Origin of the sequence: Mycolicibacterium chitae, assembly GCF_900637205.1 — a bacterium.
GTDB classification, from domain to species: domain Bacteria; phylum Actinomycetota; class Actinomycetes; order Mycobacteriales; family Mycobacteriaceae; genus Mycobacterium; species Mycobacterium chitae.
This window is the reverse complement of record NZ_LR134355.1, coordinates 1,896,675-1,921,525: the sequence shown is the minus strand read 5'-3', so window position 1 is coordinate 1,921,525 and position 24,851 is coordinate 1,896,675. Positions and strand designations below refer to the sequence as shown.

The 24,851-nt window shown below is 69.5% G+C and carries 19 protein-coding genes; 12 read left to right on the top strand and 7 right to left on the bottom strand.

Features of this window, described 5'->3' with window-relative positions; all coding sequences use genetic code 11:
* The first annotated feature begins 15 nt into the window (after positions 1 to 15).
* Complete coding sequence (locus tag EL338_RS09055; RefSeq protein WP_126333459.1) at positions 16 to 1,428, top strand: NCS2 family permease; 1,413 nt, start codon at positions 16 to 18, stop codon at positions 1,426 to 1,428.
* Between the two features lie 6 nt (positions 1,429 to 1,434).
* Here EL338_RS09055 and htpG read toward each other — a convergent pair whose 3' ends face one another.
* The gene (gene htpG, locus EL338_RS09050) at positions 1,435 to 3,378 is read right to left on the bottom strand and encodes a molecular chaperone HtpG (protein ID WP_126333458.1); all 1,944 of its coding nucleotides are present in this window, start codon (positions 3,376 to 3,378) and stop codon (positions 1,435 to 1,437) included.
* A 96-nt stretch (positions 3,379 to 3,474) separates the two neighbouring features.
* Between htpG and EL338_RS09045 the strand changes: the two genes are divergently transcribed.
* The 3 genes from EL338_RS09045 (at position 3,475) to EL338_RS09035 (ending at position 7,104) form a co-directional block, all read left to right on the top strand.
* Complete coding sequence (locus EL338_RS09045; protein WP_126333457.1) at positions 3,475 to 5,079, top strand: aspartate-alanine antiporter-like transporter; 1,605 nt, start codon at positions 3,475 to 3,477, stop codon at positions 5,077 to 5,079.
* Between the two features lie 21 nt (positions 5,080 to 5,100).
* A complete protein-coding gene (locus EL338_RS09040) occupies positions 5,101 to 5,631 on the top strand; it encodes a YceI family protein (protein WP_163792092.1) in 531 nt (176 codons plus the stop codon).
* A gap of 168 nt (positions 5,632 to 5,799) precedes the next feature.
* Positions 5,800 to 7,104, top strand: a complete 1,305-nt coding sequence (locus tag EL338_RS09035) for an MFS transporter (RefSeq protein WP_126333455.1) — start codon at positions 5,800 to 5,802, stop codon at positions 7,102 to 7,104.
* Here the strand turns inward: EL338_RS09035 and EL338_RS09030 are convergent, their stop codons facing one another.
* Positions 7,105 to 7,665, bottom strand: coding sequence for a TetR/AcrR family transcriptional regulator (locus EL338_RS09030; protein ID WP_126333454.1), 561 nt, complete (start codon positions 7,663 to 7,665; stop codon positions 7,105 to 7,107).
* A gap of 91 nt (positions 7,666 to 7,756) precedes the next feature.
* Here EL338_RS09030 and EL338_RS09025 point away from each other — a divergent pair, with 91 nt between their 5' ends.
* Positions 7,757 to 9,244 (top strand): FAD-dependent oxidoreductase, encoded by a 1,488-nt coding sequence (locus tag EL338_RS09025; RefSeq protein ID WP_126333453.1) that lies wholly within the window; start codon positions 7,757 to 7,759, stop codon positions 9,242 to 9,244.
* On the opposite strand, the gene EL338_RS09020 is transcribed toward EL338_RS09025, so the two are convergent.
* On the bottom strand, positions 9,186 to 9,611 hold the full coding sequence (locus tag EL338_RS09020; protein ID WP_179967182.1) for a pyridoxamine 5'-phosphate oxidase family protein: 426 nt from the start codon (positions 9,609 to 9,611) through the stop codon (positions 9,186 to 9,188). The genes EL338_RS09025 and EL338_RS09020 overlap by 59 nt on opposite strands.
* Positions 9,612 to 9,670: 59 nt before the next feature.
* On the opposite strand from EL338_RS09020, the gene EL338_RS09015 reads away from it, so the two are divergent.
* From EL338_RS09015 to EL338_RS09005, 3 genes are all read left to right on the top strand, one after another.
* Positions 9,671 to 10,366: a TVP38/TMEM64 family protein gene (locus tag EL338_RS09015; RefSeq protein ID WP_126333452.1), complete on the top strand. Its 696-nt coding sequence runs from the start codon at positions 9,671 to 9,673 to the stop codon at positions 10,364 to 10,366.
* 226 nt (positions 10,367 to 10,592) lie between these two features.
* The gene (locus EL338_RS09010; RefSeq protein ID WP_126333451.1) at positions 10,593 to 13,484 is read left to right on the top strand and encodes an MMPL/RND family transporter; all 2,892 of its coding nucleotides are present in this window, start codon (positions 10,593 to 10,595) and stop codon (positions 13,482 to 13,484) included.
* A gap of 36 nt (positions 13,485 to 13,520) precedes the next feature.
* Positions 13,521 to 14,492, top strand: coding sequence for an aldo/keto reductase (locus EL338_RS09005; RefSeq protein ID WP_126333450.1), 972 nt, complete (start codon positions 13,521 to 13,523; stop codon positions 14,490 to 14,492).
* Between the two features lie 7 nt (positions 14,493 to 14,499).
* Here EL338_RS09005 and EL338_RS09000 read toward each other — a convergent pair whose 3' ends face one another.
* The gene (locus EL338_RS09000) at positions 14,500 to 15,930 is read right to left on the bottom strand and encodes a DUF2252 domain-containing protein (RefSeq protein WP_126333449.1); all 1,431 of its coding nucleotides are present in this window, start codon (positions 15,928 to 15,930) and stop codon (positions 14,500 to 14,502) included.
* Positions 15,931 to 16,095: 165 nt separating this feature from the next.
* On the opposite strand from EL338_RS09000, the gene ponA2 reads away from it, so the two are divergent.
* The 3 genes from ponA2 to EL338_RS08985 are packed head-to-tail and all read left to right on the top strand — an operon-like array spanning position 16,096 to position 20,912.
* The gene (ponA2, locus tag EL338_RS08995; RefSeq protein ID WP_163792090.1) at positions 16,096 to 18,606 is read left to right on the top strand and encodes a transglycosylase/D,D-transpeptidase PonA2; all 2,511 of its coding nucleotides are present in this window, start codon (positions 16,096 to 16,098) and stop codon (positions 18,604 to 18,606) included.
* A 36-nt stretch (positions 18,607 to 18,642) separates the two neighbouring features.
* On the top strand, positions 18,643 to 19,101 hold the full coding sequence (locus EL338_RS08990; protein WP_126336756.1) for an SRPBCC family protein: 459 nt from the start codon (positions 18,643 to 18,645) through the stop codon (positions 19,099 to 19,101).
* Entirely contained in the window at positions 19,098 to 20,912 is a 1,815-nt protein-coding gene (locus tag EL338_RS08985) for a sulfatase-like hydrolase/transferase (RefSeq protein ID WP_126333448.1), read from the top strand. Before EL338_RS08990 ends, EL338_RS08985 begins: the two co-directional genes overlap by 4 nt.
* Positions 20,913 to 20,928: 16 nt before the next feature.
* On the opposite strand, the gene EL338_RS08980 is transcribed toward EL338_RS08985, so the two are convergent.
* Both EL338_RS08980 and EL338_RS08975 read right to left on the bottom strand, forming a co-directional pair.
* Positions 20,929 to 21,765: a universal stress protein gene (locus EL338_RS08980; protein WP_126333447.1), complete on the bottom strand. Its 837-nt coding sequence runs from the start codon at positions 21,763 to 21,765 to the stop codon at positions 20,929 to 20,931.
* Between the two features lie 25 nt (positions 21,766 to 21,790).
* Complete coding sequence (locus tag EL338_RS08975) at positions 21,791 to 22,081, bottom strand: hypothetical protein (RefSeq protein WP_126333446.1); 291 nt, start codon at positions 22,079 to 22,081, stop codon at positions 21,791 to 21,793.
* Between the two features lie 191 nt (positions 22,082 to 22,272).
* On the opposite strand from EL338_RS08975, the gene EL338_RS08970 reads away from it, so the two are divergent.
* On the top strand, positions 22,273 to 23,892 hold the full coding sequence (locus EL338_RS08970; protein ID WP_126333445.1) for a peptide chain release factor 3: 1,620 nt from the start codon (positions 22,273 to 22,275) through the stop codon (positions 23,890 to 23,892).
* A gap of 3 nt (positions 23,893 to 23,895) precedes the next feature.
* Here the strand turns inward: EL338_RS08970 and EL338_RS08965 are convergent, their stop codons facing one another.
* Positions 23,896 to 24,843, bottom strand: coding sequence for a mechanosensitive ion channel family protein (locus EL338_RS08965; protein ID WP_126333444.1), 948 nt, complete (start codon positions 24,841 to 24,843; stop codon positions 23,896 to 23,898).
* Positions 24,844 to 24,851 lie beyond the last annotated feature (8 nt).

Here is a 24,851-nt window from a genome sequence, read left to right as displayed (position 1 = left end):
CCGTAAGGTCGACCCGTGACCCGACTCGACAGGTTCTTCGAGATCACCTCGCGCGGCTCGACGGTCGCCGGTGAACTCCGCGGTGGCGTCGTCACTTTCATCGCGATGGCCTACATCATCGTGCTGAACCCGATCATCCTGTCCGGCACCGCCGACGTCGCGGGCAACGAGCTCGGGTTCACCCAGGTCTCCGCGGTGACGTCGCTGGCAGCCGGCGTGATGACCATCGTGTTCGGGGTGGTGGCGCGGCTGCCGTTCGCGTTCGCGGCCGGGCTGGGCATCAACTCGTTCTTGGCGTCCTCGATCGTGGGCGTGGTGACCTGGCCCGAGGCGATGGGCCTGGTGGTCATCAACGGCCTGATCATCGTGCTGCTGGCGGTCACCGGCCTGCGCCGGCTGATCTTCGAGGCGGTGCCCATGCCGCTCAAGCTCGGGATCACCGCCGGCATCGGGCTGTTCATCCTGTTCATCGGCCTCGTCGACGCCGGCTTCGTCGGCTCCACCGGCCGGCCCTCTCCCCCGGTCGGCCTGGGCCGCGACGGCGCCGGCTCCATCGACAGCGTGCCGACGGTGGTGTTCGTCCTGACGCTGCTGCTCACCGGGATCCTGGTGGCCCGAAAGGTGCGCGGCGCCATCCTGATCGGGCTGACCGCCGGCACCGTCGTGGCCGTGGTGATCGAGGCGATCTGGCACCTGGGGTCGGCGACCGAGAACCCCGGCGGCTGGGGACTGTCGGTGCCCACGCTGTCCGGGTCGCCGTTCTCCATGCCCGATCTGGCGCTGATCGGCGAGTTCAGCTTCGACAGCGTCGGGCGGATCGGCATCCTGGCCGCGGTGATGCTGGTGTTCACGCTGGTGTTCACCAACTTCTTCGACGCCATGGGCACCTTCACCGGGTTGTCCCGGCAGGCCGGGCTGGCCGACGAGCGCGGCAACTTCCCGCGGCTGCGCGCGGCGCTGGTGGTCGAGGGTGCCGGCGCGGTGGTCGGCGGGGCGTCGTCGTCGTCGTCGAACACGGTGTTCGTCGAGTCCGGGGCCGGCATCGGCGAGGGTGCGCGCACCGGCCTGGCCAGCGTGGTGACCGGCGGATTGTTCCTGGCGGCAATGTTTTTGACGCCGTTGGCCGCGATCGTGCCGTCCGAGGTGGCCACCGCCGCGCTGGTGATCGTCGGGGCCATGATGGCCGCGAACCTGCGCGAGATCGACTTCTCGGACTTCTCGGTGGCGCTGCCGGTGGTGCTCACCGTCGCGGTGATGCCGCTGAGCTACTCGATTGCCAACGGCATCGGCGTCGGGTTCATCGCCTGGGTGGTGGTCCGCTCGGCGTCCGGCAAGGCCCGCGAGATCAGCCCGCTGCTGTGGATCGTGGCCGTCGGGTTCCTGCTCTACTTCGCGCGCGGTTGGATCGACGCGCTGGTGGGGGTCTGATCCCAGCTACACGGTGCTGGTCAACCGCTGCGCGAGCAGCGCCGCGAACTTGGCCGGGTCCTCGGGGATGTCCCCCTCGGCCAGAAGCGCCGTGCCGTAGAGCAATTCGGCCGTGTCGGCGAGCCGCTGCCCATGCGCCTCGTCGCCGCCGTCCGTGTGCGCCTTCTGCAGCCCCAGCACAAGCGGATGCTTCGGGTTGAGTTCGAGGATCCGCTTGCCCACCGGGACCTCCTGCCCGGAGGCCCGGTACATGCGCGCCAGCGCCGGGGTCATCCCGAAGTTGTCGGTGATCAGGCAGGCCGGCGACTCGGTCAGCCGGGTCGAGAGCCGGACCTCCTTGACGTGGTCGTCCAGCGTCTCCTGCAGCCAGGCCAGCAGGTCGGCGAAGTCCCGCTCGGCCTCTTGGCGCTCGGCCTCGTGTTCGGCCTTCTCCTCCTCGGAGTCCAGGTCCACCTCGCCCTTGGCCACCGACTGCAGCGGCTTGCCGTCGAACTCGTGCACCGTGCCGGTCCAGACCTCGTCGACCGGGTCGGTGAGCAGCAGCACCTCGTAGCCCTTGGCCTTGAACGCCTCGAGATGCGGTGAGGCCAGCAGCTGCTCGCGGGACTGCCCGGTGGCGTAGAAGATCTGCTCCTGACCGTCCTTCATCCGCTCGACGTACCCGGCCAGCGTGGTGCGTTCGGTGTCGTCGTGCGTGGAGTCGAACGACGCGATGCCCAGCAGCGTCTCCTGATTGTCGAAGTCCGACATCAGGCCCTCCTTGAGGACCGAGCCGAACTGCGTCCACAGCGTGGCGTAGTCCTGCGGCCGCTCGGACTGCAGGCTCTTGATCACCGACAGCACCTTCTTGGTCAGCCGGCGCCGGATCGCGGTGAGCTGCCGATCCTGCTGCAGGATTTCGCGAGACACGTTGAGCGACATGTCCTCGGCGTCCACGACGCCCTTGACGAACCGCAGGTACGGCGGGATCAGCTGCTCGCAGTCGGCCATCACGAAGACCCGCTTGACGTAGAGCTGCACGCCGACCTTGGCGTCGCGGCTGAACAGGTCGAACGGCGCGTGCGACGGGATGAACAGCAGCGCCTGATAGGAGAAGGTGCCCTCGGCCTTCATCGAGATGACCTCGAGCGGGTCGTCCCAGGCGTGGGCGATGTGCTTGTAGAACTCCTTGTACTCGTCCTCGGAGACCTCGGACTTGTCCCGGGCCCACAGCGCCTTCATGGAGTTCAGCGTCTGGGTTTCGATGGTGACCTGCTCCTCGCCGCCCTCCTCGGCGGGCGGGGTGCGCCGCTCGACCTGCATCCGGATGGGCCAGGCGATGAAGTCGGAGTACTTCTTCACCAGTTCCCGGAGCTTCCACTCCGAGGTGTAGTCGTGCAGTTGATCCTCGGCGTCCTCGGCCTTGAGGTGCAGGGTCACCGACGTGCCCTGCGGCGCGTCGTCGACGGTCTCGACGGTGTAGGTGCCGTCCCCGCTGGAGGTCCACCGGGTCGCGGCGCTCTCCCCGGCCTTGCGGGTGAGCAACTCGACCTTGTCGGCCACCATGAACGTCGAGTAGAAGCCGATGCCGAACTGGCCGATCAGCTCCTCGGAGGTGTCGGCCGAGTTGGCCTCCCGCAGCTTCTGCCGCAGCTCGCCCGTGCCGGACTTGGCGAGCGTGCCGATCAGGTCGACAACCTCCTCGCGCGTCATGCCGATGCCGTTGTCCCGGATGGTCAGGACGCGCGGCGGGCCCTGATCGACCTCGAGTTCGATGTGCAGATCGGACGTGTCGACGTCGAGGTCCTTGTTGCGCAGCGCCTCGATCCGCAGCTTGTCCAGCGCGTCGGACGCGTTCGAGATCAACTCGCGCAGGAACGAGTCCTTGTTGGAGTACACCGAGTGGATCATCAGATCCAGCAGTTGGCGGGCCTCGGCCTGGAATTCGCGCTGTTCTACCTGTGACGTCATCTCATCCCCATTCGACGACAAACCTGCAAATACCGACAACCGAAAGATCATAATCACCTCTGACGACGCGCAGCGGTACGCCGACCGGGAGTGGCCATGCAAGGGTTCCTTGATTGGTTCCTTGAACGGTTCATTGACAGCCCCCTCCTGACCCTGTTCTTCTGCGTCGGGGTCGGCAGCCTGTTCGGGCGTATCCGGTTCGGACCGGTGTCGTTCGGCCCGGCCGGCGCGCTGTTCGTGGCGCTGGCGCTCGCGGCCGCCGAGCCCGACGTCAGCCTGCCGCCGATCGTCACCACGCTGTCGTTGTGCCTGTTCTGCTACGTGGTGGGTATCGCGGCCGGCCCGTCGTTCATCAACGCGCTGCGCACGGGTTGGAAGCCGGTGGTGGTGTCGGTCGTCGCCATCATCGCGATGGCGGGCGCCGCCCTGGGCGTGGGCCGCGCCCTCGGCTTCGACATCGGCACCATCGCGGGCGCGTTCTCCGGTGCGGGCACGGCCACCGCCGCGCTCGGCGCCACCCAGCAGCAGCTCGCCGACGGCGGGACCATCCCGATCGAACCGGCGATCGGTTACGCCGTGGCCTATCCGATCACCGTGTTCCTCACCATCCTGGCCTGCTCGTACCTGGTCGGCGCCGGGCGCCGCAAGCCGACGGCCGAGGACCGCGAGACGATGCCGCCCATCGTGGTGCGCACGCTGGAACTGCTCGGCGATCCGAACCTGAGCGTGCACGGCCTGGAATCGCGCTACGAGACGGTGGTGTCCCGGCTGACCCGCGACGGACGGACCGTCGTCGCGCACGAGGCCGAGCGCCTGGTCGCCGGGGATCTGCTCACCATCACCGCGCGCGAGGACGTCGCCGACCGGCTGGTCAACGAGCTGGGCCGGGCCGCCACCCATGAACCTTGGCTGGACCGCCGCAGCATCGACTTTCGCCGCATCACGCTGTCCAACTCCGACTACATCGGACGCGAGCTGCACGAGCTGCGGATGGAGGAACGCTTCGACGCGGTGGTCAGCCGGGTCCGCCGCGGCGACGTCGACATTATCGCCGGCCCGGACCTGATCCTGCAGAGCGGCGACCGGCTCCGCGTGACGGCCCCGCGCGACCGGCTGGCCGAAATCACCAGGGATCTGGGCGATTCGGAACGCGCCGCCGGCGACATCAACGCCATCGGTCTGGGTCTGGGGCTGACGATCGGGCTGCTGCTGGCGTTCGTGGAGCTTCCGCTGCCCGGCGGCGGGACCCTGGTGCTCGGCACAGCCACTGCTCCGCTGATCGTGGGCCTGGTGCTCGGCGCGTTCGGGCGCACCGGTCCGGTGGTGTGGACGCTGCCCGGCAACGTCGCCAATACGCTGAATCAGTTCGCGTTGTTGGTGTTTCTCGCGGCGGTGGGCACCGGGGCCGGCGGCGGACTGGTCGAGGCACTGCAGGCCGACGGGATCGCGCTGGTGATCCTCGGCGGTGCGATCTCGGCTGTGCACGCGCTGATCTGCATCGTGGGTCTGCGCAGCGTGCTGGGGTACGGCACCGCGCGGGCGCTGGGCGGGCTGACCGGATCCCAGCTGAACCCGGCCCCGTACGCCTACGCCATGAACAGGGTGCCCGACCAGCGGGTGGCCCTCGGCTACGCCGTGTTGTTCCCGGTGTCGATGATCTTCAAGGTGCTGTTGGCCCAGCTGCTGGTGGTCTATTTCTGATCACCGCCTATGTTGGTCGGAGTGACCACCTGGAATCTCGATCAGCACGACGGCACGCTGACCCTGCTCACCGGCGTCACCGGGCGCGCCGCCCGGATGGGGCACCGACTGACGATCGCGATGGACTCCTGGCGGATCAGCGTCACCGGGGACGGAGACACCCCGACGTCCGCCCGCCTGATCGTCGACGTGGACTCGTTGCGCGTGCTCAGCGGCACCGGCGGGCTGACCCCGCTGACCGGGCCGGAGAAGACCCTGATCCGCGGCAACGCGCTGAAGACCCTGTCCGCCAAGCGGTTTCCCACCATCGAATTCGACGCGCAGACCATCACCGCGACCGACACCGGCTACCGGCTGGCCGGACCACTGACGTTGCACGGCGTCACCCGCGACATCGAGGTGCCGGTCGAGGTCACCGACGGTCGGCTCAGCGCCCGCGCCACGGTGTCGCACAAGGACTTCGGGATCCGGCCGTACAGCATGGCGATGGGGTCCATGAAGGTGGCCGACGAGGTGGTCATCGAGTTCAGCGCGGCGCTGCCCGCGCATTAGTCGAAGATCCCCACCATGCCCCACTAGCGCTGTGGCGCACAGGGTTTGCGTCAGCACAAATTTTTATCATCCACTCGGGCCATCGGTTGTGTTACAGAACATAGTTCGAGACATGCTTTCGCGACGAGGGAGATCCATGAGCAGGCCGGCCGGCAGCACGATGACGCGGTGAGCGCCCCCGCCGAGCAGACCCGCAAGCGACGTCTGCTGCTCGACCTCTCCCCGCTGCGGGAGAGCCCCGCGTTCCGCCGGCTGTGGCTGGGCAACACCCTGGGCAGCATCGGGCAGGAAATGACCGTGGTGACGGTGGCGCTGCAGGTCTATGCGCTGACTGGGTCCACCTTCGCGGTGTCCCTGGTCGCCGGGATCGCGCTGGGACCCATGATCGTCCTGGGCCTCTACGGCGGCACCCTGGCCGACCGGTTCGACCGGCGCAAAGTCGCGCTGACGGCCTCCGTGGTGTCCTGGGTGGCCATCGCCGTACTGGCGGCACACGCGGTGCTCGGCGGCACCTCGCTGTGGCTAATTTACACTGCGGCCACGGTGAATTCGGTGTTCGGCACCATCGGCGGGATCACCCGTCGCGCCATTGTTCCGCGGCTGCTGCCGCAACACCTGCTGCCGGCCGCCGGCGCGCTCAACGGCATCAACATGGGCCTGATGGCCACCATCGGCCCGCTGCTGGCGGCCGCAGCCGTCGGCGCGGGCGGGTTCCAGGCCGCTTTCCTGGTGGACGTCCTGCTGCATTCCGCGGCCTTTCTGGGGGTCTGGACGCTGCCGGCGCTGCGCCCGCTGGATGCGGTGGTCGGTACCTCGCTGCAGGCCATCCGCGACGGCCTGGGATTTCTGCGGCGGGCCCACAATGTGCGGTTCAGTCTGCAGCTCGACCTGATCGCGATGGCCCTGGCGCAGCCGCGGGTGTTGTTCCCCGCCCTGGGCGCGGTGACATTGGGCGGCGGGGTGGCCACGGTCGGGGTGCTGTCGGCGGCCTCGGCGTTCGGGACCGTGCTGGCATCGTTCTTCTCCGGTTGGACCGGGTCGGTCCGCCGACAGGGCCGGGCCATCCTGGTGGTCACCTACATCTACGCCGTCAGCATCATGGCCGGCGGCGTCGTGCTGCTGCTGGCGGTGCTGCACCCGCGCGGGGACGAGGCGAACATCGCGGCCATCGTTGGCCTGACGGTGACGTTGGCCATCGGCGGTGTGGCCGACAGCATTTCGGTGATCTTCCGGATGACCATCCTGCAGGCCGCGGTGCCCGATCAGCTGCGCGGCCGGGTGCAGAGCATCTTCTCCCTGGTCGTCACCGGCGGCCCGCGGGTGGGCGATGTGGTCACCGGTGCGGTGGCCAGCCTGGTGACGCTGTGGAGTCCGGTGCTCGCGGGCGGGGCGGCGATGATCGTGGTGATCTGGCTGGCGTCGCGCCGGGTGCCGTCGTTCGCCCGCTACGACCGGGACAATCCGCAGCCGTAGCTACTGCGGCGCGGGGCCTGCGAGATAGCGGGCGAACACCGGACGCAGCCACTGCACCAGGTCGGCGGTGTCCATCGCCACCAGCGGCGGCACCCCAACGATGTTGCGCGCCAGCACGATTCCGAGCACCTGCGAACCGACCAGGGCCGCGCGCTCGGCCGGGCGGTCGACGGCCGCCGCAGCCAAAGCCGGCGCCACCTGCTGGACAAAAACCTCCAGCAGCGTGTCGGCGGCAACCTTGTTGGTGGCCGCGGCGCGCAGCAGTGGGATGAACGCGCCGTCGCTGCCCCACACCTGCTCCAGCAGCGGCACCAGCGCGTCGGCGATGCGGTCGGGCGGGGTGTCGGACAGGTCCGGGAACGGGATCTCCAGGCGCGAAGCCTCGGCGAACAGGTTGGCCTTGCTGCCGAAGTAGTGCATCACCAGCGCGGGATCCACCTCGGCCGCGGCGGCCACGGAGCGGATGGTCGTGCGTTCGAAGCCGTGCGCGCCGAACTGTGCGCGGGCGGTCGCCAGGATCGTCGCACGGGTGGCATCGGCATCTCGGGTCTTGGTGGCCACCCCCGGAGTCTATTCAACAACTGTTGACATGCCCCGGCAGGCGCGCCTACCGTGGAATTCAACAAGCGTTGAATCGCGGAGGGAGTCCCCCATGATCAGCAACGATGCCGACGTGGTCGTCGTCGGCGCCGGACCCAGCGGCCTCACCGCCGCCGGCGACCTGGCGCGCCTGGGGCGCCGCGTCGTCGTCCTGGAACGCTGGCCCAGCGCGAACCCGTCGAGCCGCGCCTTCGCCACCATGGCCCGCACCCTCGAGGTGCTCGACGCCCGCGGCCTGGCCGACGACCTGCTCGCCGACTCGCACCGCGCCCCCGGGGTCACCCTGTTCGCGGGCGCACGCCTGGACCTGACCCTGCTGGAGTCCCAGTACCCGTTCGTGATGATCGCGCCGCAGACCAAGGTCGATGCCGCCCTGGCCCGCTACGCCGCCGAGCAGGGCGCCGAGGTTCGGCGCGGCTACGAGGTGACCGGCCTGGAGCAGGACGCGCACGGCGTGACGGTGCTCGCCCGCCGGGCCGACGGACACCAGGAGAGCTGGCGGGCGCCGTATCTCATCGGGGCCGACGGCGCGCACAGCACCGTGCGCGCCCTGGTCGGCGCCGACTTCCCCGGCGAGACCGTCTTGCGGTCGATGATCTTGGCCGACATCCGGCTCATCGACGGGCCCGCCGGCGGCGGGTTGACCGTCGGCAACACCGAGAACGTGCTGGGCTTCCTGGCCCCGTACGACGGGCACTGGTACCGCGCGATGGTGTGGGATCGACGCCACCAGTTGCCCGATTCCGAACCGGTGACCCGCGCCGAGATCGAACGCACCCTCACCGAGGCCATGGGCGCCGACTTCGGCGTGGCCGAGGTCGGCTGGACCTCCCGATTCCATTCGGACGAGCGACAAGTCGAGCACTACCGGCACGGCCGGGTGTTCCTGGCCGGCGACGCCGCGCACGTGCACTCGCCGATGGGTGGGCAGGGCATGAACACCGGAATCCAGGACGCGGCCAACCTCGCCTGGAAGATCGACGCGGTGCTCGGCGGCGCCGACGAGGCCGTCCTCGACAGCTATCACAGCGAGCGGCACCCCATCGGCAGGCGGGTGCTGCGTCAGTCCGGGCTGCTGGCGCGCGCGGTGACCCTGCACCTGCGGCCCGCGCGCTGGTTGCGGGATCTGGTGGTGCCCAACCTGCTTCGCGTCCCGCGGGTTCGCGCCGCGGTGGCCGGCAGTTTCGCGGGCACCACGCTGCGTTACGGCCGGCGCGGGCTGATCGGGCGCCGCGCCGCGGCGATCCCGTTGGTCGGCACCCGGCTCACCGAGTTACAACGCTCCCCCGGCTTCGTGCTGGCCCGCGAACGCGGCACGCGACCGGTCGCCGGTGCGCTGCGGCAGGCCGAACGCGCCGACGCGGGTCCGGCGGTGCTGATCCGCCCGGACGGCTACATCGCCTGGGCGGACACCGCCGCGGACACCGAGGGCTGGTCGGCCGCAATGCGGCGCTGGACCGGCCCGCGGCCGGGGCAAGCCCTCAGACCCACTCCGCGGAGTAATCCGTGCTCAACCAGCGGGCCGGGCGCATCCGGATGAGCACCGACGTCGGCGTGTTGTTCTGCGTCGCGAACGCCGCACCGGCCTCCTCGCCCAGGTAGCGCACCGCGAGGGCGCGGACCACCTCGTCGGCCGCGGGCTCCACCCCGGTGACCTCGCCCTCGGCCGTGACGTACTTGTACGGGGGCTGCTCGTCCTGGACGGTGATGGCGAACCGGCCGGCGGCCGCGATCAGCTTGTGCTTGATCGACTCCCGCTCGGTCCACAACAGCACCTCGCCGCCCGGCTCGTAGCCGTACCAGATGGGCACCGCCAGCGGGGCCCGGTCGGGCCGCTCCACCGCGATCACCCCCACGTGCACGCCGGCCAGATACTGCTCCCGTTGATCCTTCGACATGGTCGCCATGTCGGCGACAACCCCGCGGACTCGCCGGGTTATTCCAGCGTGCGGCAGGATGACGGCCGATGACCGACGACGCCCCCGCCGTGTCCCGGCGCCGCCACGCCGTGCGGCTGCTGGTGTTCTTCGCGTTCCTGTTCGCGTTGTTCTACGCGGTGGCCATCGCGCGGGTCATCGACGTCGAGGACGTCCGTGGCTTCATCGCCTCCACCGGTCCGGCCGCGCCCCTGGTCTACGTCGTGGTCTCGGCACTGCTGGGGGCGGTCTTCGTGCCCGGGCCCATCCTCGCTGCCGGCAGCGGCTTCCTGTTCGGACCCCTGCTGGGCACCTTCGTGACCCTCGGCGCGACGGTGGGCACCGCGACCGTGGCCAGCCTGGCCGGGCGCCGCGCCGGCCGCGACAGCGCGCGGGGTCTGCTGGGCGCCGAGCGCGCCGACCGGCTCGACGCGCAGATCGAGCGGCGCGGCCTGTGGGCCGTCGTCGGCCAGCGCTTCATCCCGGGCGTCTCCGACGCCCTGGCCTCCTACGGGTTCGGCGCGTTCGGGGTGCCGCTGTGGCAGATGGCGGTCGGCGCGTTCATCGGCTCGGCCCCGCGGGCGTTCGTCTACACCGCGCTCGGCGCCTCGATCGGCGACCTGTCGGCGCCGCTGGCCTACACCGCCATCGCCGTGTGGTGCGTCATGGCGATCATCGGGGTCTTCGCCGCCCGCAGCGGCTACCGGTCCTGGCGACGGTCCCGGGCGACCACGACCGACGGCTAGACTCGACCCGGCTGCGACGGCGATCCGGCGCGTGCGCGGAGGTCCGGGCTGGCCGTTTCGGCATACCGAGGGCCCCGGTCGGCACCGCCGTCTGGTATTAGTAGTCGTACTAACAGATCCGGAAGTGCCGAATTCGCACTGGCGATTCCCCGACCGACCACGGGTGGTTTTTTACTGATGGCCGATACCGGCACCAGCACGGAGTTTGCGGCCCAGTGATGTCTGCATGAGCGCGATCATCCCCGGCGCGGCCGCCGGTCCCCCCGGTACCCCACCGCCCCCGGAGCAGGAGAAGCGCCGCGGGCTGGCCAAGTGGCTGCGCACCCTCGCCGTCCCGGTGATCATCGCCTGGGTCGCGTTCGTGGCCCTGCTGAACATGACGGTGCCGCAGCTCGAGGTCGTCGGGCAGATGCGCTCGGTGTCGATGAGCCCGGACGACGCCCCGTCGGTGATCGCCATGAAGCGCGTCGGCGAGGTCTTCGAGGAGTTCAAGTCCGACAGCTCGGCGATGATCGTCCTCGAGCACGAGCACGCCCTCGACGACGCGTCGCACTACTTCTACGACGACATGATCGACAAGCTCGAGGCGGACACCGAGCACGTCGAACATGTCCAGGACTTCTGGGGCGACCCGCTGACCGAGGCCGGCGCGCAGAGCCCCGACGGCAAGGCCACCTACGTGCAGGTGTACCTGGCCGGCAACATGGGCGAGGCGCTGGCCAACGAGTCGGTCCAGGCCGTCACCGAACTGGTCGAGGGTCTCGAGCCGCCCCCGGGCCTGACGGTCTACATCACCGGTAGCTCGGCGCTGGCCAACGATCAGCAGATCTCCGGTGATCGCTCCGTGCGCGTCATCGAGTCGGTCATCTTCGTCGTCATCATCACCATGCTGCTGCTGGTGTACCGGTCGATCATCACCACGGTCCTGGCGCTGGTCATGGTGGTGCTGAGCCTCACCTCGGCCCGCGGGGTGGTGGCCTTCCTCGGCTATCACGAACTCATCGGACTCTCGACGTTCGCCACCCAGCTATTGGTGACCTTGGCGGTCGCGGCCGCCACCGACTACGCGATCTTCCTATTCGGGCGATATCAGGAGGCCCGCACCAACGGCCTGGACCGCGAGTCGGCGTACTACGACATGTTCCACGGCACCGCGCACGTGGTGCTGGCCTCCGGTATGACGATCGCCGGGGCCATGCTGTGTCTGAGCTTCACCCGGCTGCCCTACTTCCAGACCCTGGGCATCCCCATGTTCGTCGGCATGGTCGTGGTGGTCGCCACCGCGTTGACGCTGGGACCGGCCATCGTCACCGTCGCGACCCGCTTCGGCAAGATCCTCGAGCCCAAACGCGCGATGCGGATCCGGATGTGGCGCCGCATCGGCACCATCGTGGTGCGCTGGCCCGGCCCGGTGCTGCTGGCCACCATCGCGCTGTCGTTGATCGGGCTGCTGACCCTGCCGGGTTACCAGACCAACTACAACGACCGCAATTACCTGCCCAAGGACCTGCCCGCGCAGGAGGGCTTCTCGGCGGCCGAGCGGCACTTCTCGGCGGCCCGGATGAACCCCGAGTTGCTCCTCATCGAGACCGACCGCGATCTGCGCAACCCGGCCGACTTCCTGGTGATCGAGAAGATCGCCAAGGAGGTGTTCCGGGTGCCGGGCATCGGCGAGGTGCAGTCCATCACCCGTCCGGAGGGCGAGCCGCTCGAGTTCTCCACCATCCCGGCCCAGATGGGTCAGGGCGGGATCTTGATGGACATGAACCGCAAGTACCTGATGGACCGCATCGACGACATGCTGGTGCAGGCCGACGACATGCAGACCAACATCGACACGATGGACCGCATGGTCGAGCTGATGACCGAGATGGCGGCGACCACCAGCAGCATGGTCGGCAAGACCCACACCATGGTGGACAACCTGGTCGAATTGCGGGACCACATCTCCGATTTCGAGGACTTCATCCGGCCGATCCGCAACTACCTGCACTGGGAACCGCACTGCTACAACATCCCGATGTGCCAGTCGATGCGCTCGGTGATGGAGGCCATCGACGCCACCGACGTCATGACCGCGCAGATGGAGGAACTGCTGCCGGACATGGATCGGCTCAACGAGCTGATGCCGCAGATGATCACGCTGCTGCCCGCGCAGATCGACTCGATGCGCAACATGCGCACCACGATGCTGACGATGTACCAGACCCAGAAGGGTCTGCAGGACCAGATGGCCGCCCAGCAGGAGGGCCAGACGGCGATGACGCGGGCGTTCAACGACGCCAAGAACGACGACACGTTCTATCTGCCGCCGGAGATCTTCGACAACGAGGACTTCAAGCGCGGCATGGAGAGCTTCATCTCACCGGACGGAAAGTCGGTGCGGTTCATCATCTCTCACGACGGTGACCCGCTGACGCCGGACGGCATCAAGATCATCGACGGCATCAAGCTGGCCGCCAAGGAGGCCATCAAGGGCACCCCGCTGGAGGGCTCGAAGATCCAGGTCGCCGGCACCGCCGCGGCGTTCAAGGACATGCAGGAGGGCAACAACTACGACCTGCTGATCGCCGGCATCTCGGCCATCTGCCTGATCTTCATCATCATGCTGCTGATCACCAGGAGCCTGGTGGCCGCCGCCGTCATCGTCGGCACCGTGCTGCTGTCGCTGGGCGCGTCGTTCGGCGTGTCGGTGTTGGTGTGGCAGCACCTGATCGGCATCGAACTGCACTTCATGGTGATGGCCATGGCGGTGATCGTGCTGTTGGCCGTCGGCGCGGACTACAACCTGCTGCTGGTCGCCCGCCTCAAGGAAGAGGTCCACGCCGGCATCAACACCGGCATCATCCGCGCGATGGGCGGCACCGGGTCGGTGGTGACCGCGGCCGGGTTGGTGTTCGCGTTCACGATGATGTCGATGATGGTCTCCGAGATGGTGGTCGTGGCCCAGATCGGCACGACGATCGGCATGGGCCTGATGTTCGACACGCTGGTGATCCGCGCGTTCATGACGCCGGCGATCGCGGCGCTGATGGGCAAGTGGTTCTGGTGGCCGCAGCGGGTGAAGCAGCGACCGTCGCAGGGCGCGATCACCCGGCTCGCGACCAAGAACAACTGAGCGCACCGAAATCGCGAGATCACCTACGGTGGTGCCATGAAATACCTCGAGGTGGATGGGCTCGGTCAGGTCAGTCGGATCGGACTGGGCACCTGGCAATTCGGTTCCCGGGAATGGGGTTACGGCGAGGGCTACGCCGCCGGGGCCGCCCGCGACATCGTGCGGCGAGCCCGCGAACTCGGCGTCACGCTGTTCGACACCGCCGAGATCTACGGGTTCGGCAAGAGCGAACGCATCCTGGCCGACGCGCTCGGCGAGGAACGCTCCGAGGTCGTGGTGGCCAGCAAGGTCTTCCCCGTCGCGCCGTTTCCGGCCGTCATCAAGCAGCGCGCCGAGGCCAGCGCCCGGCGGCTGCGGCTCGAGTCCATCCCGCTGTATCAGATCCACAAGCCCAACCCGGTGGTCCCCGATTCGGTGATCATGCCGGGAATGCGGGAACTGCTGGAGACCGGGCGCATCGGTGCGGCCGGCGTCTCCACCTACACGCTGGAGCGCTGGCGCAAGGCCGATGCCGCACTGGGCTTTCCGGTGATCAGCAATCAGGTGCACTTCTCCCTGGCCAATCCGCAGCCCCTCGATGACCTGGTGCCCTTCGCCGAGCAACACAACCGGATGGTGATCGCCTACAGCCCGCTGGCCCAGGGCCTGCTCGGCGGCAAGTACGGCCTGAACAACCGGCCCGGCGGGATCCGGGCCACCAACCCGTTGTTCGGCACCGAGAACCTCGCCCGCATCGAGCCGCTGCTCAACGTGCTGCGTCAGGTCGCCGACGACGTCGACGCCAAACCCGCGCAGGTGGCGCTGGCCTGGCTGCTTCACCTGCCCGGCGTCGTCGCCATCCCGGGGGCCTCCAGCGTCGAACAACTCGAATTCAACGTTGCCGCAGCCGAAATCGAGCTCAGCGCGGAAGCGCAGGCCGCGCTGACGGCGGCGGCGCGCGCCTTCCACCCGGTCTCGGGGGCGCGCAGCATGGCCAATCTGCTGATGGAGAAGATCGGCCGCCGCTGAGGCCGACCTACACCCCGCGTTCGATCGGCAGGCGCCCGGAGTCGACGGCGGCCAGCAGCGCCGCGTGGTCGGCCTCGGTCTGATCGGCGTAGCGGCGCGCGAACTCGCACAGCGCGTCGTCGACCTTCTCCGAGCGGCCCAGGTAGCCGGCGATCATCGACGCGCCACTGGTGCGGGCGTGCCCCTTGGCGAGCAGTTGGCCGACGACACCGGCGTAGTCGATGAGCGCGACGGGGTCCATGGAGTCCAGGGCGATGCTGCCCTTCATGTTGCGGAACTGGCGCACGTAATACTGCAGGCCATCGACGGTGGTCCAGCCCAGCAGCGGATCGCTGACCGTCTGCAGCGCCTGCTGGTACTCGACGACGCGCTGCCCCTGATGCGCGTGCCAGGCCGATTCGCCGTGCACGTAGCGGGCCAGCACCGAGCGCCGGGCCTGCTTGAGCTGAAGGAACACCACGTCCTCGGGCGAGGACCCCTCCAGTAGCGCGACATAGGCGCGCAGCCCGACACTGCCGACGCCGACCACCTTGTGCGCGACGTCCAGCAGCGTGTAGCCGCCCAGCACGCGACGCCAATGCGTGGAGAGGGTCTGCAGATACTCGTCGAGCGCCACGGCCAGGGCCTCGGCCTCCCGGTCCGGCAGCCGGGTGATCAGCGGGGGTTCCTCGACGATGCGGCGCACCCCGTCGACTTCCTGGGTGAACCGGGGCAGCGCGCGGTCACTGGTGCGGTTGCGGGCCCGCCGCGCCGAGCGGCGCACCTCCTCGGCCAGAGACTGCGCCGTCTGCCCCGCCAGCCGCTCGACGTCGAGGCGGGTGAAGGACCGGGAGAACAGCGGCTCGTCGGCCAGCCGGCGCAGCTCGAGCCGATACGAGGTGACACACGAGCGCACCGCGGCGCCGCAGTCGTCCTCGGCGGCGCCGTTCTGCCGGCCGGCCACCCAGATGCTGGCGACCAGCCGGCGCAGGTCCCATTCCCAGCCGCCCGGGTGGGCCTCGTCGAAGTCGTTGAGGTCGAGCACCAGGTCGCGCTCCGGGGAGGCGTAGAACCCGAAGTTGCCCAGGTGTGAGTCGCCGCACACCACCGGGGTGATGCCGGTCGCGGGCAGCCGGGCCACATCCTCGGCCATCACCACGGCGCTGCCCCGCAGGAAGCCGTACGGCGAGGCGGCCATCCGGCCCACCCGCACCGGGATCAGGTGTGGTTGGCGGCCATGATGATTGAGCTCGATGAGCCGGATGGGGTCGGGGCGATCCGGCGGCGGCTCCCAGGCGGCCAGCTCGTGGCGGTGCACCCGGTCGCGCAGGCTCTTGCCCAGCGCGTACCGCTCGGCACGGGTCACCGGACGCTGCAGCAGTGAGTGGTAGGCACTGCTGTCGGTGTCGGCCAGCACGGTGTGCCTGATCGGTGGACGCCCCGGCGCGGCGCTGCTCACTGTCCGACCACCTCCTGCTGTGGGTCGATTCGGTGGCTCCCATGTTGCCACCGTCGGGTCACCGCGTGGCGCTCGACTGCCGCCACGGTCGTCGTCGACCAGTTGACGGCGGCGCGCGGCCCGAATCGGGCGGCAGCAAATCGCCGACGGCCTAGGCTGGTTGCTATGTCCGACCAGGGTCCGCAGCGCCGAGCAACAGTCGCCAAGCTGGCGCTGTACTGCGTGCTCGCCGGGTTGCTGGTGGCCGCGTTGGTGTTCCCGTTCGCCGGGGCCGCGGGCCTGGTCGCGATGCGCGTCTCGGACTCGGTCAGCGAGGACTCCACCAAGATGGTGCAGGGCGAGGTGCCCGTCGTCACGACGATGGTCGACGCCGCCGGTAAGCCCATCGCCTGGCTGTATGCGCAGCGCCGTTGGCCGGTGCCGACCGCGCGGATCGCCGACACCATGAAGCTGGCCATCGTCTCGATCGAGGACAAGCGCTTCGCCGAACACAACGGTGTCGACGTGCAGGGCACCCTGACCGGTCTGATCGGTTATCTGCGCGACGACGAGGACACCCGCGGCGGCTCGACCATCGAGCAGCAGTACGTCAAGAACTACAACTTCCTGGTCGACGCGCAAACCGATGCCGAGCGGCGCGCGGCCATCGAGATCACCCCGGCGCGCAAACTCCGCGAGATGCGCGCGGCGATGGCGCTGAACAAGGCGCTGCCCAAGCCGGAGATCCTGACCCGCTACCTGAACCTGGTGTCGTTCGGCAACGGCGCGTTCGGCGTGCAGGACGCGGCGCGCACCTACTTCGGGGTCAACGCCGCGGACCTGAACTGGCCGCAGGCGGCGCTGCTGGCCGGGATGGTGCAGTCCACCAGTGCACTCAACCCCTACACCAACCCCGAGGGTGCGCTGGCGCGCCGCAACGTCGTGCTCGACACCCTGATCGACAATCTGCCCGAGCGCGCCGAGGAACTGCGCGCGGCCAAGGCCGAACCCCTGGGGGTGCTGCCCAATCCGCGGCCGCTGCCGCAGGGCTGCATCGCCGCACGGGATCGGGCGTTCTTCTGCGAGTACGCGCTGCAGTATCTGGCGCGCGCCGGGCTGCGCAAGGAGGACGTGGCGCGCAACGGCTACCTGATCCGCACCACCCTGGATCCCAAGGTGCAGGACAGCGTCAAGCGCGGCGTCGACTCGGTGGCCGCCCCGGACCTCGACGGCGTGGCGAGCGTGATGAGTGTCGTACAGCCCGGCAAGGACGCGCACCGGGTGTTGGCGATGGTCGACAACCGCACCTACGGGCTGAACCTGAAGCGCAACGAGACCGTCCAGCCGCAGCCCTATTCGCTGGTGGGCGACGGCGCCGGGTCCATCTTCAAGATCTTCACGGCCGCGGCGGCGCTGGATCTGGGGATGGGCATCAACGCGGACCTCGATGTGCCGCAGACGTTTCAGGGCAAGGGCCTGGGCAGCAGCTCCTCGCCCGGCTGCCCGCAGATGACGTGGTGCGTGCGCAACGCCGGCGGGGCCAGTTTCCGGAGCCCGATGAATCTCACCGACGCGCTGGCCAAGTCCCCCAACACGGCGTTCGCGAAGCTCATTTCGCAGGTGGGGGTCTCCCCCGTCGTCGACATGGCGGTGCGGCTGGGGCTGCGCTCCTACGCCGAACCGGGCACCGCGCGGGCCTACGACCCGGACAGCAACGAGAGCCTCGCCGAGTACCTCAAGCGGCAGAACCTCGGGTCCTTCACGCTGGGCCCGGTGGAGGTCAACGCGCTCGAGCTGTCCAACGTCGGGGCGACGCTGGCCTCCGGCGGGGTGTGGTGCCCGCCGACGCCGATCGACAAGATCTTCGACCGCAACGGCCGCGAGGTGGCGCTGGAGACCCCGGCCTGCGAGCAGGCCGTCCCCGAGGGGTTGGCCAACACCCTGACCGTCGCGCTCAGCGAGGACCACACCGGCGGAACCGCCACGGCGGCAGCGGGTTCGGTGGGCTGGACCCTGCCGATGTCGGGCAAGACCGGCACCACCGAATCGCACCGGTCCTCGGGTTTCCTGGGCTTCACCAACCAATACGCCGCCGCCACCTACATTTTCGACGACAGCCCCAACCCGTCGGGGATCTGCTCGTACCCGCTGCGCAAGTGCGGCGGCGGCAGCCTGTACGGCGGCAACGAGCCGGCCCGCACCTGGTACACCGCGATGAAGCCGATCGCCGAGGAGCTGGGCCCGGTGCGGTTGCCGCCCACCGATCCGCGCTACGTCGACGGCGGCGCCGGCAGCGAGGTGCCGTCGGTGACCGGTCTGAACCTCGACGCGGCCCGGAAGCGGTTGATCGACGCCGGTTTCCGGGTCGCCGACGAACCCACCCCGGTCAACAGCTCGGCGTCGCGGGGCACGGTGGTGGGGACCACGCCGAAGGGCAAGACCATCCCGCGCTCGATCATCACCATCAACACCAGCACCGGCATCGCTCCCGCACCGGTGTACCAGCCGCGCTACGACCGGCCCTCGGGCCCGCCCCCGCCGCCCGAGGCGCCGCCACCGCCGGCCACGCCGCCGCCGAACATCATCGAGATTCCGGGCCTGCCGCCGATCACCCTGGCGCCGCCACCCCCGCCGCCGGCCCCGGCTCCCCCACCTCCGCCGCCGGTCGCACCCCCGCCGCCACCGCCGCCGATGTGAGGTCCAGTCCGGCGTTGCGCTGAAATCCCGCCGATGATCGTGTTACATGGCGGTGTGGCACAAGCAAGTCGCAGTCGGGTGATATCGGCCCAGCCGCAAGCAATCTGGGATGTCTTGGCCGACTTCGGGGAACTGAGTTCCTGGGCGGACGGTATCGACCACTCCAGCGTGCTGACGGCACACCCCGACAATGTGGGCACCAGCCGTCGGGTGCAGGTGGGCCGCAACACGCTGGTGGAGACCATCACCGTGTTCGAGCCGGCCAACACCCTGGCCTACGACATCGAGGGCCTGCCGCGCTGGCTGGGCACGCTGGAGAACCGGTGGACGCTGCGGCCGTCCGGCGGGGCCACCGAGGTGACGGTCACCAGCACCATCACCAAGGGTTCCGGCCCGCTGGCGCGGCTGCTGGAGCGGATCGTGGGCGTCGTGATGGCCAAGCAATCCGACGCCATGCTGGCCGGGCTGGACCGCCGAGTAGGAGGAGCGACGTGACCGACCGACCCGACATCGTGATCCTGATGACCGACGAGGAGCGCGCGATCCCGACGTACGAGTCGGACGCGCTGCTGGCGTGGCGGCAACGCGTGCTGGGCGGGCGACGTTGGTTCGACGAGAACGGCGTCAGCTTCGCCCGGCATTACACCGGCTCGCTGGCGTGCGTGCCGAGCCGCCCGACGCTGTTCACCGGTCAGTACCCGGATCTGCACGGCGTCACCCAGACCGATGGGCTGGGCAAGCGGTACGACGATTCTCGGCTGCGGTGGCTGCGCCGCGGCGAGGTGCCGACGCTGGGCAACTGGTTCCAGGCGGCCGGCTATGACACCTATTACGAAGGCAAATGGCACATCTCGCATGCCGACATCGAGGACCCCGCCACCGGGGAGATCCTCGCGACCAACGACGACGACGGCGTGGTCGACGAGGCGGCCGTGCAGGCGTACCGCAAGGCCGACCGGTTGGCGCCGTTCGGCTTCTCCAACTGGGTGGGACCCGAACCCCACGGGGCGCCGTTGGCCAACAGCGGATTTCGCCGCGACCCGCTCTACGCGGAGCGGGCCGTGGCCTGGCTGCAGGACCGGTATGCCCGTCGGCGCGCCGGCGACGCCGCGGCACTGCGGCCGTTCCTGCTGGTGGTCAGCTTCGTCAACCCGCACGACATCGTGCTGTTCCCCACCTGGGCGCGGCGCAGCCCGCTGGCGCCGGCGCCGATGTGGGAGCCGCCGCCGGTGGCACCGCCGCCGACCGCCGACGAGGATCTCCGCGACAAGCCGGCCGCCCAGATCGCCTACCGGGAGACCTACTACTCCGGCTACGGCCCGGCCGCGGCGGTGCGTCGCACGTATCAGCGCAAGGCGCAGGAGTACCGCGATCTGTACTACCGGCTGCACGCCGAGGTGGACGGGCCGCTGGACCGGGTGCGCCGGGCGGTCACCGACGGCGGGTCCGAGAACGCCGTGCTGGTAAGGACTTCCGACCACGGCGAGCTGCTGGGCGCGCACGGCGGTCTGCATCAGAAGTGGTTCAACCTCTACGACGAGGCCACCCGGGTGCCGTTCGTCGTCGCCCGCATCGGCGCCGCGGCCACCTCGGCGCGCACCGTGTCCGCGCCGACGTCGCACGTCGACCTGGTGCCGACGCTGCTCGGGGCCGCCGGGGTGGATGTGGACACGGTGGCCGCCGGGTTGGCCGAATCGTTCTCCGAGGTGCATCAGTTGCCCGGCCGGGATCTGATGCCGGTGGTCGACGGGGCCGACGCCGACGAGCACCGGTCCATCTACCTGATGACCCGGGACAACGTGCTCGAGGGCGATACCAAGGCCTCCGGGTTGGCGCGGCAGCTGGGCCGGACGGTGAAACCACCGGCGCCGCTGCGGATCAAGGTCCCGGCCCATGTGGCCTCCAACTTCGAGGGCCTGGTGGTCCGCGTGGACGAGGCCGATGCGCCGGGCGGCGCCGGGCATCTGTGGAAGCTGGTGCGCACCTTCGACGACCCGGCGACCTGGACCGAACCCGGCGTGCGGCATCTGGCCAGCGACGGGCTCGGCGGCGAGGCGTACCGCAGCGACCCGCTGGACGATCAGTGGGAGCTGTACGACCTGACCGCCGACCCGATCGAGGCTGAGAACCGTTGGGGCGACGCCGATCTGCACGAGCTTCGGCAGCATCTGCGGATGCAGCTCAAGCAGGTCCGCGCCGAGTCGGTCCCGGAGCGCAACCAGCCGTGGCCCTACGCCGACCGGCAGCCGCCGACCGGTTCGGACCAGGGGTTGGTGCGACGGGTGCTGGGCCGGTTGGGGTTGTAGCCCTCAGGGAGTCCGCTCAGGGTGCCCGCACGACGGGCTCACGCACGACGATGACCGGCGTGTGCGCGGCCTCAACCACCGCGGCGCTGACCGAGCCCAGCAGCATCCCGGCGAGGCCGCCGCGGCCGCGGCGCCCGACCACCACAAGCTGCGCGTCCTGCGAATGCTTGACCAACCGGCGGGCCGCGCCGTCCGGAACCACGACCTTGCGGACCGACACCTGCGGGTACTGCTGCTGCAGGTCCGCGAGCCACTCGTCGAGGGCGGCAACAGCCTTGGGGTGCATCACTTCCCACTCCGCGCCGGGCAGTTCGATGCCGATGTACTCGGACCAGGAGTGCAGGACGATCAGCTCGACGTCGCGGCGCGCGGCCTCGTCGAACGCGACGGCCGCGGCCGCCTGCGATGCCGCCGACCCGTCGACGCCGACGACCACCGGCAGCTTCGCCACATCCTCGGGCGCGCCGCGCTTCTCGTCGTGCACGATCACCACGGGGCACCGGGCGTGGTGGGCGAGGCCGGTGCTGACCGAGCCCAGCAGGCGCCGCGGGATCCGGCCCAGGCCGCGGCAGCCGACCACCACCAGCTCGGCGTCCTCGGACAGCGCCACCAGCGCCGGCACCACGTCGCCGGAGAGCTCGGCCGTCTCGATCTGCAGCGCCGCATCGACGGAGCGTTCGGCGACCGCGCGGCTCTCGGTCAGCACCGCCTCCTTGGGGGCCGGGGTCACATGGACCAGGACCAGTCGGGTCTCGCGCAGCGCCGCGGTCCGGGCCGCCCACGCGACCGCGGCGTCCGACGACGGTGAGCCGTCGACCCCGACCAGGACGGCGTGCGCGGCTGAAACAGTCATGCCGCAGATCATCACACGCTCGTACCTACGGCCAACCCGGTAACGGCGCGTCGATGCCGATCCGGGCGCTATAGATGAATCCCGCGCCCCGGAACTCCAGGGTGCCGTCGGCGCACACCGTGACGCTCAGCTCGGTGACCTCGTCGTCGTCCTGCACCCGCTCCATGAAGCGTTCGAGGTGCGCGAGTTCGGCGCCCTCGATGACGATGCACTTGATCGCCCGGTGGTGGCGGGCACCGCAATCGGGGGCCGGCCGGGGTCGCTCCAACCGGACCGTCAACGGTTCGATGAACGGGTCGGCGTCACACGCGTGCATTCCGCCCAGCCATCCGAAGAAGGCGGCCTCCCCGCAGTTGCCACATACCGGCCACCCTGACATTGCACCCCCACCATCAGACAGCTACCTCATTCTAGTGCGGTGGTCTGACACTTTTATCCTGCCAGCAAACGGTGCACACAGGGACGATTATTCGATCTGCCCGCCCGGGCAATACCATCAGTACCGAGATGACCGACAACACCCTGACCGATAACGCCCCCGCCACCGACGCCCGCATCGCCGCCGAGGCGGCGCGCCGTCGCACCTTCGCCGTCATCAGCCACCCCGACGCCGGTAAGTCCACGCTCACCGAGGCGCTGGCCCTGCACGCGCGCGCCATCACCGAGGCCGGCGCGGTCCACGGCAAGGCGGGCCGCCGCGCGACCGTGTCGGACTGGATGGAGATGGAGAAGGCCCGCGGCATCTCGATCACCTCGACCGCACTGCAGTTCCCCTACCGCGACTGCGTCATCAACCTGCTGGACACCCCCGGCCACGCCGACTTCTCCGAGGACACCTACCGGGTGCTCACGGCGGTGGACTGCGCGGTCATGCTCATCGACGCCGCCAAAGGCCTCGAGCCCCAGACCCTCAAGCTGTTCCAGGTCTGTAAGCACCGCGGCATCCCGATCATCACCGTGATCAACAAGTGGGACCGCCCCGGCCGCCACGCCCTGGAACTCATCGACGAGATCCAGGAGCGGATCGGCCTTCGCCCCACACCCCTGACCTGGCCGGTGGGCATCGCCGGCGACTTCAAGGGCGTGTTGGATCGCCGCAGCGGCAACTACATTCGGTTCACCCGCACCGCCGGCGGCGCCACCGTCGCCCCGGAGGAACACATCGCCGCCGACGCCGCGCACGACGCGGCCGGCGTGGACTGGGACACCGCCGTCGAGGAGTCCGAGCTGCTCTCGGCCGACGGGTCGGACTACGACCGGAACGGCTTCCTGTCCGGCGAGTCCTCGCCGCTGCTGTTCACCTCCGCCGCACTGAACTTCGGCGTGAACCAACTGCTCGACGTCCTGGTCGAGCTGGCCCCGGCGCCGGATTCGGCCACCGGCGTCGACGGGACCGAGCGGACCACCGACGGACCGTTCAGCGCGTTCGTGTTCAAGGTGCAGGCCGGCATGGACACCGCGCACCGCGACCGCATCGCGTATGCGCGGGTGTACTCGGGCACCTTCGAGCGCGGCGAGGTCCTCACCCACGCCGGCACCGGCAAGCCGTTCGTCACCAAGTACGCGCAGTCGGTGTTCGGACAGCAGCGCGCCACGCTGGACACCGCCTGGCCCGGCGACGTGATCGGCCTGGCCAACGCCGCCGCCCTGCGCCCCGGCGACACGCTGTATCGCGATGTGCCCGTGCAGTATCCACCGATCCCGAGCTTCTCCCCGGAGCACTTCTCGGTGGCCCGCGGCACCGATCCCAGCAAGCACAAGCAGTTCCGCCGCGGCATCGAGCAGCTGGACCAGGAGGGTGTCGTGCAGGTGCTGCGCTCGGATCGCCGCGGCGACCAGGCCCCCGTGTTCGCCGCCGTCGGCCCCATGCAGTTCGAGGTCGCCGCGCACCGGATGGCCACCGAGATCGGCGCCCCGATCGCGCTGGAACCGCTGCCCTACCAGGTGGCGCGGATCGTCGAACCCGAGGACGCCGAGTTCATGAACAAGCAGGTCTCGGCCGAGGTCATGACCCGCTCCGACGGCGTGCTGCTGGTGCTGTTCTCCACACCGTGGCGGCTGCAGGGATTCCAGCGCGACAACCCCGAGATCAAGCTGCGCTCGCTGGTGGCCGCCGCGGAGGGCTGAGCGCTACTCCCCGACCGCGATCGGCAGCCGGCCCTGCGGGTACGGCAGGTCGATGCCGTTCTTGTCGTAGGCGCGCAGGATCTCGCCGCGCAGCCGTCGCTGCACCGACCACTGCGCGTTCGGCTTGGTCTTGACCAACATCCGCAACGTCAGCAGATCGGGTGAGAGCTCCTGCACCCCAAGCATCTCGGGCTCGCCGATCACCTTGGACTCCATCGCAGGATCCTTGATGGCCTGCTTGGCCGCCTCGACGGCCACCGACTCCGCGCGCCCCAGGTCGGCCGTCAACGACACCGGTACCTCGACGCGCGCGACGGCGTAGTCCTGGCTCATGTTGCCCACCCGGGCGATCTCACCGTTGCGGACGTACCAGAGAGTGCCGTCGATATCGCGCACGGTGGTCACGCGCAGACCGACGGTCTCGACCTCGCCGATGGCCTCGCCGAGGTCGACGATGTCACCGACCCCGTACTGATCCTCGAGCAGCATGAACACCCCGGTGACGAAGTCACGCACCAGGTTCTGCGCACCGAAGCCGATGGCCAGGCCGACCACGCCCGCCGAGGCGATGAACGGCGCGATGTTGACGCCCAGCACGTTGAGGCAGGCCAGCACCAGCCAGACCAGCAGGACGATCGACACGGTCGACTTCAGCACCGACCCGATGGTCTGCGCGCGCTGCTGGCGGCGCGCCGCGATGCGGGCCGCGCCGGCCGTCGACGCGGCACGGTCGCGCAGGTGACGCAGCAACGGCGGCTTCTTGGCCGGCGCGTCGACCTCCTCGCTCCGAACCTTGCGGGGGTGCGCCGTGGTGGCCCGATCGATCATCCGGTGCAGCAGATAGCGCGCGACCAGAACCACGACGATGTACGCGACAAGCCGAATGGGTACCTCGATCAGCCAGTGTCGGTTGGTCTCCGTCCATTCGAAGGCAAGGGTGTACACATCCATGGTCTCGA